We start from the raw sequence: 12,852 nt of genomic DNA on the forward strand, positions 1-12,852 counted from the left end.
TGATAAAGCGCCGTTTTCAAAATGACAGCCCTTACATTAATTTTATTTATATAATAGATTGTGTATGAATTCACAATGTTGAATATTCGTATTTAACCTCTTAAAGTGTTGATATATCAATGTTTATCGATAATTATTTGAATTTTCAAATAAAATTAAATATTATCATTGACAAAAGAAATTAAAAGGAATAACATACGTAAATATAAAGAAAATTCCTAAAATTAGAAAGGGTTGGTAAAAATGGATTTAATGAAGAAGTCGTTAGAGATGCATGAAAACTTTGGGGGGAAGATGGAAATTCGTGCAAAAGTACCGGTACAGGATAAATATGATTTAAGTTTGGCGTATTCACCTGGTGTAGCAGCTCCTTGTTTAGCAATTGAACAAAATCCTTCGACTGTATATGACTATACGATGAAAGGAAATTTAGTAGCAGTTATTACAGATGGTACTGCTGTGCTCGGTTTAGGGGATATTGGTCCGGAAGCAGCTTTACCGGTAATGGAGGGGAAAGCTTTATTGTTAAAGCGATTTGCGAATGTTGATGCTGTACCTGTTTGTTTAAATACAAAAGATGTTGATGAAATTGTTAACGTAGTGAAAGCAATCTCTCCTACATATGGGGCGATCAATTTAGAGGATATTTCAGCACCACGTTGCTTTGAAATTGAAGATCGGCTGCGTGCAGAATGTTCAATTCCTGTATTTCATGATGATCAGCATGGTACCGCAATCGTTGTTGGTGCAGGGATGATTAATGCCGTAAAGCTTGTGAATAAAGAAGTTGCGCAAATGAAGGTTGTCATTAATGGAGCAGGGGCTGCGGGTATTGCCATTTTACGTATACTAATTCAAATGGGATACACAAATGTAGTTATGTGTGATACGAAAGGGATTATTTACGAAGGTCGCCCTGAAGGAATGAATCCAGTAAAAGATCAAGTCGCTAATTTAACAAACCCATATCAACTGCGTGGAAGTTTGGATGATGCTTTAGTGGGAGCTGATGTATTTATTGGTGTATCAGCAGCGAATATTTTAAATGAAGCTCATATTAAATCAATGGCGAAAGATCCAATCGTATTTGCATTGGCGAATCCTGATCCGGAAGTTACCCCAGAGAATGCAAAAAAATGGGGTGTTAAAATTATTGGGACAGGGCGCTCCGACCATGCGAACCAAATTAATAATATGCTGGCATTTCCGGGTATTTTCCGCGGCACGCTGGATGTGCGCGCAAGAGATATTAATGAGGCCATGAAGCTGGCGGCGGTTGAGGCAATCGCTTCTCTTGTAACTGAAAAGGAGCTTCATGAAGACTTTATTATTCCTAGCTCGATGGATGAACGTGTTGCAGGGGTAGTTGCGAAGGCAGTTGGGTCAGCTGCAATTGAATCTGGAGTATCCGACTTATTCCAGCAAGTAGATGTTGTTAAGCAATCGATTGCGATTTAAATGTTGCAAGAAGCTGTAACTAAAAAACTAAAAGGATGTGCAAAATAATTTCTGCACATCCAAGTTTTTTAAACTGTTTGTAGTTCTTCTGTCAATTGCTCCAGTTGTGTAACTAAATTTCCGATAAAGGCGATCGTGTCACGCAATGGTTGCTCTGTCGTAATATCAACACCAGCCATTTTTGAAAGCTCAACAGGTGTTTTCGTACCACCAGCTTTTAGCACTTCTATCCATTCACCAACAGCTGATTCATCACCATTCAAAATACGTTGTGATACTTGTGTTGAAATTGTTAGACCCGCTGAATAAGTATATGGATATAAGCCCATATAGTAGTGAGGCTGACGCATCCAAGTAAGCTCAGCACCTTCTGTGATTTCAACTGTATCTCCCCAGAATTGCTCCAGTACTTCGCGTTTTAATTCATTTAGTTTCGGAGCATTCACATTACCACCCACATCGATAATATCGTACACTTTGCGCTGGTAGGCTGCTTCTAATAAATGTGTCACGAAGTTATGGTAATACGTACGGCTAATAATGGATGAAATAACCCAACGTTTGAAACGGGCATCCGTTGAATTTTGTAATAAGTAGTTGGCCATAAGCATTTCATTCATTGTAGATGGTGCTTCAATAAAGTATAAAGATGGGCGTGCATTATAAATATTTTGAGCGTCATTTGCTAAATAGAAGTGACCAGCATGACCTAATTCATGAGCAAGGACAAATACTTCATTCATACGGCTAGTCCATGAAATTAATACATATGGGTGTACACCGTATGGACTTGAACAGAATGCACCTGTTGATTTACCGGCATTTTGGGCAAAGTCAATCCATCGCTCATCGAATGACCGGTCAATCATTTTAATATAGTCTTCTCCCATAATGGATAGACCGTCTTTCATATATTGACGGGATTCTTCTACAGTAATAGTAGGTTCGTATGAAGGATCCAATGAAATTTTAAGATCTGCAAAAGTCATTTTATCCAGTTCATGCGTTTTTTGTAGTAATTTTGCATAGCGACGCATATGCGGTGCTAGTTCATTCATAATTAAGTCGATTTGACGGTCATACATAGAACGATCTACTTCCTGAGATTCAAGTAGCGCATCGTAAATTGTTTCATAACCACGCAAATCTGCATCGGTTTTTTCAATTTTTAAATGTGTATTATACGTTTTCGCTGTTGTATGCTGATACTCACGCAGTTTTGAAGAGAATGCATCAAATGCTGCTCGGCGTTTTTTCGTATCTGTTTCTAATTCCCAGTCACCTTCAAATAGATTGTAGCTAAGAGGGAATTGCTCACCATCTACTTCAAAATTAGGGAAATTCATATCTACTAACTTTGTTGTATTGTAAAGTTCATATGGTGCATTAAATGTTGCACCGAAAGCAGCCAATGCTTTTTCCGCTTCAGGATGTAGTTGGTGCGGTTTTTGAATAAGCAGTTTATTAATATAGTTTTCATATGATGGATTTAATAGTTGAGCTTCTTTTAAAATTGCTTCGTCTAATGCCAATAAATCACTTTTTACAAAAGAAAGCTTTGTAGCGATGCTCGCAGCTAATGATCCAAATTGAGCTGAACGCATTTGATTTTCTGTATTCGTTTGATCTACACTGTGTGAAAGACTAGCATACGTTCCGATTGGTACTAATTTAAGTTGGATTTTTTCAGTCGCTTCTATAGCTGCGATGGCACCCTTTGCATCTGTAATTGTGCCTGGCAATTGCTTGGCGCTTATCTCAACAAGCTGTTTCACTTCCTCAATTGCTTCTAAGTAAGCTTCTTCTGAAGAAAATAAATCATTTAAATTCCATGTTTCCTCAACTGGTACTTCATTACGTTTCAACATTGACATTAGTTACCTCCTAATATTACGATATTCGAAATAAATAATAACATATTTCTGAAAATTTAGGAAGTATGCTTGAGATTTAAAACGTATAATAAAATAGAAGACGTGTATATGACGGAAAGAGTGTGATGTAGATGCATGAAGTAAAGGACTGCAGTTTAATTTTAGAAGGGGGCACATTTAGAACCGTTTTTACAGCTGGTGTACTGGATGCCCTAATGGAGCAGCAAATAGTTATGCCATATATTGCGGCAATTTCGGCTGGGGCGATAAATGCGGTTTCGTATATGTCAAATCAGCCTGAACGAACAATGCGGGTATTGACAACGTATCGTAATGATCCCCGATATATGGGTGCGCGGAACTTTTTGAAGGAGAAAAGCCTTTTTGGTTTAGACTTTGCCTACAATATTGTACCAAATCAGCTCGACCTATTTGATTGGGATACATATTACAACTATCCAGGCGAAGTAGAATTTGGTCTGACAAATGCTTATACCGGTAAGGTGGAATATAAGAGTGCACATACGATGACGAGAACATGTGATATACTGCAGGCTACATGTGCGATTCCAGTGTTATTTCCGGAGATTAAAATTGATAATATCCCTTATTATGATGGGGGATTATCGGATTCCATTCCCGTGAAACGTGCGATTGAAAAAGGGTATTCCAAACATTTACTCGTCCTGACACGAGAACCGGGCTATATTAAACAACCGTCAAAGACAAACAAATGGGCAACTAAGCTCTTTCAAAAGCGCTACCCTAGACTAGCAGCAGCAATGAATCAGCGTGCTTCAATGTACAATACTACGATGCAATATATTGGAGAATTAGAGCAAAATAATGAAGCTTTTATTTTCAAGCCGGACCGTGCAATAAAGAGCTTCGAAAGTAAAGTTGATCAAATGAAAGCTAATTATGAAGTCGGTTATGAACAGGCATTAAAGCAAATGCCTGAGTTGAAAGAGTTTTTAGGAATCCAAAAAGGTACACCCCTCCCTCTGTGAAAGGAGATTAAATAAATGACAAATGGAAAAGAAATTTTAGCGATATTTGGATTTGAAACTAAAGAAGAGCCTGTAAGTATTTACCCGTATTCACCCGTCTACCGGGTGAAATACGGCGATAAGGATGTTGTAGTAAAACGTACACAAAAAAGAGCAGAGAATGTGATGTCTTATACGAATATGTTGAAGAGTAAAGGGGTAAATGTTGTAACACCAGTTAAGCTTCATGTAGATAATCCGCAAAATTTTGAGGGGACAAATTTTGTTGTTTATCCATTTATAGAAGGCACGAAATATTCTGGTCAAGAAAATGAAATCTTTGAAGCCGGAAAGATGTTAGGTCACATACATAGTCTTTCACCAAATACAAATGCTTACGATCTTCTTAACTATGATGTTTACGATTTTAACAAACAGGAAGTAAAAGAGAGTATGGAAGCCATTATTTTGCATGCTCACAAAGCTGGGATTGAAATTGATTCAACATTAAAAACGAAATTACTGGAAAGTGTTGCAGTTCAGCAGGAACTTAACGGAGCGGGTTTACCACATGTTGCTACACCTCACGATTTTAAAGCAAATAACCTTGTTTTAACCCCGGAACCGTACTTGATTGATCCGGATAATGCGACTTGGATACCAAGAATCTTTGATCTGGCACTTGTCTTACTGCTCTTTCATAATGAACATGAAAATGCTCCGGACAGGGTTTTTACAGTAGATGAATGGAAACTGTTTTTATCGGGATATAAAGAATACAATGCTTTAACCGATCAGGAAAATCAATACTGGGATAAGGCGAAGCAGCATGTTTTTCTTGATGAAGTCATGTGGTTAATGGCTGAATATGAAGAGGACTGGCAAAACCCTGCCCAGCAAAAACTGTTTAATAGCTTAATGCGAGTTGTAATTGATAGTGCTGACTATAGACTAATTTAAAAAGTTGAAGGGTGGCAATACTATGGAAAGTTTGGCAGAAATAATGCGTATTGTATTTCCGTTAATTATCGTAGGCGCAATAAGCATATTTGTCATTTTAAGACTCAAAAATAAACATAAAAAGAATCAACTAGGAAAGAAAAAAACACAAGGTGCTCAATTTTTATTGGATAGTTTAATACCTTGGGGAACATTTTTAGGTATGTTTATCGGGGGGATAATTAGTTTTATTTTCCCGATGTCTATGTTAAATACGGTTAGTATAGGCGGTGGAATAGGGATGTTAGTCGGGTATTTTGCCTATGAAATTTATAGCAGGACAGAGGGTAGTTCTTCAAGTTAGTCATTAAGAATATATTTACATTATTAGTGCAAACCGGAGCTCTGGTTTGTGCTTTTTTGCAGAAGTGAAATATAAATCAATTAATCATTAATGGGTATATTTTACGATATGATGAAATGGAATAGCGGGAATTGAAATTTAAGAACATATGGATGACATAACTTTGTTCAAAGAGGACCACATTAAAAAGGAAACGCTACTTTTAAGTGTAACGTTTCCTTTTATTATTACTGATTTGATTTTCCGCTCATTTGCTGTTGTGCCATCTGAACTAGGCGCTTCGTAATCTCTCCGCCTACAGATCCGTTTGCACGAGATGCTGCTTCAGATCCTAATTGCACATTAAATTCTTGTGCAATTTCGTATTTCATTTGGTCAACCGCTTGTTGTGCACCAGGTACACGTAATTTATTTGAGCTGTTTTTGTTTGCCATCTATTACTCGCCTCCTTATAACATTAGAATGCGCAAGGAAGCAAGTATCATACTACATCGAAAATAGGTAATTTAAAGTTTAATTAGGTAGCCATTTTCAAAATGGTGAAATTTTATAATATGGATATATTGTAACTTTGAATCAAATGAGATTAAGAAGAACAAAATAAAAAGAAACGCTACATTTTACTGTAACGTTTCCTTTTTTAATTATTTTGATTTTAATTGTTGCTCAGCCATCTGAACTAGGCGTTTCGTAATCTCTCCGCCTACAGATCCGTTTGCACGAGAAGATGCTTCTGCTCCTAATTGAACACCAAACTCTTGTGCAATTTCGTATTTCATTTGGTCAAGCGCTTGTTGTGCACCAGGTACACGTAACTTGTTTGAAGAACTATTGTTGTTTGCCATGTGTGCTCACCTCCTTGTGACATTAGAATGTACAAGGAGACGAATTTAATACCTGAGAGAAAATAGGTAATTTAAAGTTTAATTAGGTAGTCGGTTTCTTAAATGGGTAATTTTTGTGATTTACGAAGGAGGGCTAAAATAAGTAACATACTTTTTGGGAATATAATTCAAACTTTAATCGAAAAAGCAGTAATTAAAATTAGCTTGCCTTTGTAATCGTAATGTTCAACCAGCCAAACAAAATCGTCAAGACGGGGCTGAGTAAACAGAAAAACGCAAACGGTACATAGTCTATTACAGAAACGTTAAGAGTAGTTGCAATAAATAGACCGCAGACACTCCATGGAACGAGCGGATTGATTACTGTACCTGCATCTTCAATTGTGCGGGCCAAGTTTTTTGGATGTAAGTTAAGCGATTTGAATTTCTCTTTGAAAGCCTCTCCAGTTAATAGGATAGATAAATACTGTTCGCCAACCGTAAAGTTAATGCCAATTGCAGTTAATGCCGCCCCGCTAATAACTGACCCAATTGATTTCAACTGATTTTGCAAAGCCTCAAGTAATGTTTGTATAATGCCGAGTGCAAACAGTAAACCTCCCATTGAAAGAGACAGTACGATTAAAATAATCGTAAACAGCATACTGTTCATACCGCCGCGAGACAATAAAGAATCAATTGCTGCTATACCTGTTTCCATTGAATAGCCGTTGTATAAAATTGCAAAGAGCTCATTAAGCGGAATCGTGCTGTGTAAATACGATAAAACAATTCCGGAAATGGCACTAATGGCTAATGTTGCAAGGCTCGGTATTTTGAAGAATGTACAAACAATCAATATAACTAACGGCAGCACGGAGTACCAATGAATTAAATTTGTCGCTATTAGAGTTTCTTTATAACTTGTAATTAAAGTCGTATCCATATGCTGACTGCTTGGTGACAGCACCGCGTAAATAATAAGTGAAATGATGAAAGCTGGTATTGTTGTGTACATCATATTTTTAATATGAGTAAATAAATCAATACCCGCGACGGTCGCTGCCAAGTTGGTTGTGTCGGACAGCGGTGACATTTTATCCCCAAAAAAGGCTCCTGAAACAATGGCACCTGCTGTAAGAGCAATTGAAGCATCGATCGAACTAGCTACCCCCAGCATCGCTACTCCTACCGTTGCAACTGTCGTAAGGGAACTGCCAATTGCTGTACCGATAATACTTGTAACAATAAAGACAATCGCATAAAAAAAGCTAGCAGAAATAATTGAAATACCTAAATATAACAATGTAGGAATCGTTCCACTTATTAGCCAGCTACTAATTAAAACGCCGATTAATAGAAAGATATAAATCGCGCTAATACTTGTTGAAACAGATGTAATCATACTTTGTTCCATCGTACGGTAAGGTACCTTTTTTATCGCACCATAACCAAAAAGTACAACAATCGATATTAAAATCGGTATATGTGGCACACTGTCAAGCTTCATAATGGAATAAGATATTAGTGCAATTATGAAAATGATAAGAATAAGAGCTTCCAGTAAATGCGGTTTTACATGTTGCTTTGAATTCATGATGAAATACCTCGCTACATAGTTTCGTACTTCAACGCGTCGAAGTACGAAAGTAAGTGTATCATTTTAAACAAAAAAAGGGAAGAGGAACATAACAAAAGGTACAAATCTTAATATCGATTTGTACCTAGAATGAAATTATTCAGCTAACATAATACGCTCTAACTCTAAAGGCTCGATATATGTATCACCTTTATAGGCACGCATATTTCCACCTGAAATCTCATCAATCAATAAAATTTCACCTGTTTTTGAATCGCGGCCGAATTCTAGCTTAATATCATAAAGTGTTAACCCTTTTTTCTCTAATTCGGAAGCGACGAATTTTGAAATCTCAATTGTACGCTCCTTTAAAACGGCATATTCTTCATGTGTTAAAATATTCAGCATTGCTAGAGCATCTTCTGAAATAGGAGGGTCAAGACGCTCATCATCCTTAATTGTAACCTCTACAAATGCATTCAAATCTTGACCTTCTTGTGCATAAGCACCATAGCGTCGTAAGAAAGATCCTACTGCTTTAAAGCGGCAAATTACTTCAAGTCCTTTACCGAAAACAGTGGCAGGTTTTACTGTCAATGTTGCTTCTTCAAAGTTTGCTTCTACATAATGAGTCGGTACATTCAATTCATTTAGTTTTGAATAGAAGAAAGATGTTAATTTCAGTCCAGCTAAACCGGCTCCATCGATTGTTAAACCGACCGTGTTTGCACCTGGATCGAATACGCCGTTTTCTCCGGTTACATCATCTTTGAACTTTAATAAATATAGTTCATTTTCAAGTTTGTAAACATCTTTTGTTTTGCCTTTATACATTAATTCCACGTCTTAAAACCTCCAATATGTATTCCATTAAATTATAACACGAATATTTAAAGCGTAAATATAAAATAACGTTCGTATTTTAAAGAAGGATGTCTAACTTCTTTTCGTTTATAGGGGTTTAGTTTAAAAGTGGTGGTAACATTTGTTATACTACTTTTAAGACAAAGGAGTGATCAAAATGGTTGAAACGTATAAAAATGTAGTTGTTGCTGTAGATTTTTCGGAAAAAGCACAAATCGCCTTTGAGCGCGGAGTACGCATTGCAAAATTGACAGATGCTACGTTAAATTTAATATGTGTTATTGATACACATTCTTTCGGATCAGTAGAGGCTTACGATTTGAAATATGCAAAAGCTCTAAAGGATAAAGCAATTGATCATTTAAATGAATTTAAAATTCAAGCAGAACAATCCGGCGTAGCAAACGTTCAGATTGTAGTCGAAGAAGGCTCTCCTAAAAATGTATTAACTAGCTTAACTACAGCAGATTTAATTATTGTTGGGGCAACGGGACTTAACCGTGCAGAGCGTTTCTTACTTGGTTCTGTTTCAGAAAGCGTTGTTCGCAATGCTAATTGTGATGTATTAGTCGTACGTTAATTAAAATAGTAAACCCGCAAAATAAATGCATTTTGCGGGTTTTTGCTATTTAATATACGCCTTCTACAAGCATTCCGTTTGCTACTTTAATAAAGCCGGCAATGTTTGATCCTACAACTAAATTTCCTGCATAGCCGTATTTCTTTGCAGCTTCAGAGCTTTCATTGAAAATTGACTTCATAATGTCATGCAATTTGCTGTCTACTTCTTGTTCAGACCAATAATTACGTCCTGAATTTTGAGCCATTTCTAGTGCAGATACCGCAACGCCGCCTGCATTTGCAGCTTTACCAGGTCCGAATAATACATCGCTAGCTAAAAATTCATTAATAGCATCTAAGTTAGATGGCATATTGGCACCTTCTGCTACTACTTTCACACCATTTGCAATTAACGTTCGTGCCTGTTCGCCGTTAATTTCATTTTGTGTAGCACAAGGTAGGGCAATATCACATGGAATTGACCAAATCCCGTTGCATCCTTCTGTATAAGTTGCGTTTGGACGATGTGTAACATATTCTTTAATACGCTTACCTTGGACTTCTTTTAATTCTTTTACAATTTTTAGATCAATACCTTCTGGATCGTAAATATATCCTGAAGAGTCTGAGCAAGCAACGACTTTTGCACCGAAATGCTGCGCTTTTTCAATTGCATAAATTGCCACGTTTCCTGAACCGGAAACAACGACTTTTTGGTTTATGAAGGATTGTTTTGCCTCTCGCAACATCTCTTCAACAAAATAGACTAACCCATAACCTGTAGCTTCCTTACGACCTAAAGAACCACCATAGCCAGGTTTTTTGCCTGTTAAAACACCTGCTTCATATGCACCTCGAATACGCTTGTATTGGCCCCATAAATAGCCGATTTCACGCGCGCCAACACCAATATCCCCAGCCGGAACATCGACATCTGGACCAACATAGCGGTATAATTCTGTCATAAATGCTTGGCAGAAACGCATAATCTCTGCATCGGATTTTCCTTTAGGATTAAAGTCCGAACCACCTTTACCACCACCGATTGCCTGACCAGTTAAAGCATTTTTGAATATTTGTTCGAACGCTAAAAATTTCATAATAGATTCGTTTACTGTTGGGTGGAAACGTAAGCCGCCTTTATACGGTCCGATTACGTTATTGTATTGTACACGGTAGCCACGGTTTACTTGTACTTGGTTTTGATCATCTTGCCATGCTACGCGGAATGATATAATGCGATCAGGCTCTATAATTCGTTCTAAAATGTTATGTTGAATGTATTCAGGATGTTGCTCGAATACAGGTACTAATGAAATAAAAATTTCCTCTGCTGCTTGGATGAATTCTATTTGATGAGCGTTCTTCTCTTTTAATTTTAAAAATACACCACCAACATATTGCTGTGCATTTGTCTTAGTTGAAATTGTCGTCATTGTGTAACCTCCAAATGAAATAATAAGTATACATTAGTACGAATTGTCGGACAATTCAATTACATTTTATGTGACATGACCTTGTTATAATGATGTTAGAAAGAATAAATGTTACAAAAATACTATATTAGAATAATTTATTTTAACCAATTTCTGAAAGGATGAAAAATTATTTTACACCTATTAATTGATGCAGATGCGTGTCCCGTTGTTGATTTGGCGCTATTTATTTCATCTCAATATGAGATTGAACCAATCTTGTTCTGCGATACATCACATCGTATAGAACGTGAAAATATAAAAACAATTATTGTCGACAAAGGACCTGATTCAGTCGACTTTAAGCTTTTAAGTGTATTAAAACGAGGAGATATTGTCATTACGGGGGATTATGGGCTTGCTGCGATGTGTATTGCAAAGGGCGGGATTGTTGTTAATCATAACGGCAAAGAACTGACGTCTGACAATATCGATCAACTGTTGGCATATCGCTTTGAAAGTGCGAAAATAAGACGTGCAGGGGGTCGTACGAAAGGGCCTAAAAAACGTACAGAAGAAAATAATTTAGAGTTTGAACATAAATTTCGACAAATTTGTGAACGAGCAATTTTTCATAGGGAGGAATAATTAAATGAACAATCAAAAGTTAAATATAAGTGAATTATTAATGCAATTTCCACTTATTGAAAAACTACAGACAGAACAATATGTATTCTGGGAAAATGAAAAATTGACGAGTAAAAAACAAGAGAACGAAAACATTACAATGGATATGATACGTGATGCGGAAAAAAGACTACAGCGCTTTTCTTCTTATATACAGGCTGCATTTCCAATAACAAAGTTTTCAAAGGGTATTATCGAATCCGAATTAAAAGAAATTGCAGCGATGAAAAAGCTGATTGAAGGTCGACGTGGTTTTAACATACCGGGTACATTATATTTAAAATGTGATCATGCGTTACCGATTGCCGGTTCGATTAAAGCGCGCGGTGGAATTTATGAAGTGCTAAGCCATGCCGAAAAACTGGCATTAGAAGCCGGTCTCATTACAGAAGATGACAATTACGAAAAGTTCCATAGTGAAGAATTCAGTCAATTTTTCAGTCGTTATAAAGTAGCAGTTGGATCTACCGGTAATTTAGGGTTAAGTATAGGTATTATTAGTGCAGAGCTCGGTTTTCAAGTAACTGTGCATATGTCCAGCGAGGCGAAAGAATGGAAAAAAGATTTGCTGAGAGAAAAAGGCGTTGAAGTAATTGAATATGAATCAGATTACACGTCAGCAGTTGAAAATGGGCGGAAAGCTGCAGAGCAGGATGAAACTTGCCACTTTATAGATGATGAAAATTCAATGGATTTATTTTTAGGCTATGCTGTAGCGGGTCTGCGCCTGGAAGAACAACTTAAGCAGGCAAAAATTAAAGTGGATGCAGGTCATCCGTTATTCGTTTATTTACCTTGTGGTGTCGGAGGTGCTCCGGGAGGTATTGCATACTGCCTAAAGCAAATATACGGAGATTATGTTCATATTTTCTTTGCAGAGCCCTTTGCGTCTCCAAGTATGCTCTTAGGTATGATGACAGGCTTGCATGACAACATTAGTGTGAATGATATCGGTTTAACAAATCAGACAGAAGCGGACGGGTTGGCGGTAGGTCGTCCTTCACGTTTTGTCGGGACATTGATGGAATCCGTAATTAGTGGATGCTATACTGTGGATGATAGCTTTTTATTTAGAAGTTTAAAAGGCATGTTTGAAACGGAAAATATTTTTATGGAACCGTCAGCACATGCCGGTGTTTATGGACCGATTGAATTGATGATGCAAGGTACTTCGTATATTAAAAAGCATGGGCTTGCAGATAAAATGGAGAATGCAACACATATCATTTGGTCAACGGGTGGCGATTTAGTACCTGAAGAATCACGCCAGCATTATTTACAAACAGAGATATAGAGGG

The 12,852-nt window shown here is 37.1% G+C and carries 13 protein-coding genes; 7 read left to right on the forward strand and 6 right to left on the reverse strand.

What is annotated here, in order from left to right; all coding sequences use genetic code 11:
• Positions 1–243: 243 nt before the first annotated feature.
• Positions 244–1,458 carry a malic enzyme-like NAD(P)-binding protein gene (locus MKY13_RS06335; RefSeq protein ID WP_339215834.1) on the forward strand — a complete coding sequence of 405 codons (1,215 nt, stop codon included), beginning with the start codon at positions 244–246 and terminating at the stop codon, positions 1,456–1,458.
• A gap of 68 nt (positions 1,459–1,526) precedes the next feature.
• Here the strand turns inward: MKY13_RS06335 and pepF are convergent, their stop codons facing one another.
• The gene (pepF, locus tag MKY13_RS06340; RefSeq protein WP_339215836.1) at positions 1,527–3,332 is read right to left on the reverse strand and encodes an oligoendopeptidase F; all 1,806 of its coding nucleotides are present in this window, start codon (positions 3,330–3,332) and stop codon (positions 1,527–1,529) included.
• Between the two features lie 131 nt (positions 3,333–3,463).
• On the opposite strand from pepF, the gene MKY13_RS06345 reads away from it, so the two are divergent.
• The 3 genes from MKY13_RS06345 to MKY13_RS06355 are packed head-to-tail and all read left to right on the forward strand — an operon-like array spanning position 3,464 to position 5,624.
• Positions 3,464–4,342 (forward strand): patatin family protein, encoded by an 879-nt coding sequence (locus MKY13_RS06345; protein ID WP_339215838.1) that lies wholly within the window; start codon positions 3,464–3,466, stop codon positions 4,340–4,342.
• Between the two features lie 15 nt (positions 4,343–4,357).
• The gene (locus MKY13_RS06350; protein ID WP_339215840.1) at positions 4,358–5,281 is read left to right on the forward strand and encodes a phosphotransferase; all 924 of its coding nucleotides are present in this window, start codon (positions 4,358–4,360) and stop codon (positions 5,279–5,281) included.
• 22 nt (positions 5,282–5,303) lie between these two features.
• Positions 5,304–5,624, forward strand: a complete 321-nt coding sequence (locus tag MKY13_RS06355) for a hypothetical protein (protein WP_339215841.1) — start codon at positions 5,304–5,306, stop codon at positions 5,622–5,624.
• A 227-nt stretch (positions 5,625–5,851) separates the two neighbouring features.
• Here MKY13_RS06355 and MKY13_RS06360 read toward each other — a convergent pair whose 3' ends face one another.
• The 4 genes from MKY13_RS06360 to MKY13_RS06375 form a co-directional block, all read right to left on the reverse strand.
• Positions 5,852–6,058, reverse strand: coding sequence for an alpha/beta-type small acid-soluble spore protein (locus MKY13_RS06360; RefSeq protein WP_339215843.1), 207 nt, complete (start codon positions 6,056–6,058; stop codon positions 5,852–5,854).
• A gap of 210 nt (positions 6,059–6,268) precedes the next feature.
• On the reverse strand, positions 6,269–6,469 hold the full coding sequence (locus MKY13_RS06365; RefSeq protein ID WP_191699393.1) for an alpha/beta-type small acid-soluble spore protein: 201 nt from the start codon (positions 6,467–6,469) through the stop codon (positions 6,269–6,271).
• A 199-nt stretch (positions 6,470–6,668) separates the two neighbouring features.
• Positions 6,669–8,045, reverse strand: coding sequence for a Na+/H+ antiporter NhaC (gene nhaC, locus MKY13_RS06370; protein WP_339215845.1), 1,377 nt, complete (start codon positions 8,043–8,045; stop codon positions 6,669–6,671).
• A 138-nt stretch (positions 8,046–8,183) separates the two neighbouring features.
• Complete coding sequence (locus MKY13_RS06375) at positions 8,184–8,870, reverse strand: phosphoribosylaminoimidazolesuccinocarboxamide synthase (RefSeq protein WP_191699391.1); 687 nt, start codon at positions 8,868–8,870, stop codon at positions 8,184–8,186.
• Between the two features lie 178 nt (positions 8,871–9,048).
• Here MKY13_RS06375 and MKY13_RS06380 point away from each other — a divergent pair, with 178 nt between their 5' ends.
• A complete protein-coding gene (locus MKY13_RS06380) occupies positions 9,049–9,471 on the forward strand; it encodes a universal stress protein (protein ID WP_339215847.1) in 423 nt (140 codons plus the stop codon).
• Positions 9,472–9,520: 49 nt separating this feature from the next.
• Here MKY13_RS06380 and gdhA read toward each other — a convergent pair whose 3' ends face one another.
• Positions 9,521–10,888 carry an NADP-specific glutamate dehydrogenase gene (gdhA, locus tag MKY13_RS06385; RefSeq protein WP_339215848.1) on the reverse strand — a complete coding sequence of 456 codons (1,368 nt, stop codon included), beginning with the start codon at positions 10,886–10,888 and terminating at the stop codon, positions 9,521–9,523.
• 171 nt (positions 10,889–11,059) lie between these two features.
• On the opposite strand from gdhA, the gene MKY13_RS06390 reads away from it, so the two are divergent.
• Both MKY13_RS06390 and MKY13_RS06395 read left to right on the forward strand, forming a co-directional pair.
• Entirely contained in the window at positions 11,060–11,515 is a 456-nt protein-coding gene (locus tag MKY13_RS06390) for a YaiI/YqxD family protein (RefSeq protein ID WP_339216868.1), read from the forward strand.
• A gap of 4 nt (positions 11,516–11,519) precedes the next feature.
• A complete protein-coding gene (locus MKY13_RS06395) occupies positions 11,520–12,848 on the forward strand; it encodes a D-serine ammonia-lyase (RefSeq protein WP_191699388.1) in 1,329 nt (442 codons plus the stop codon).
• Positions 12,849–12,852: the final 4 nt, after the last annotated feature.

The sequence above is a fragment of the Solibacillus sp. FSL W8-0372 genome (assembly GCF_037969735.1).
GTDB lineage: Bacteria > Bacillota > Bacilli > Bacillales_A > Planococcaceae > Solibacillus > Solibacillus faecavium.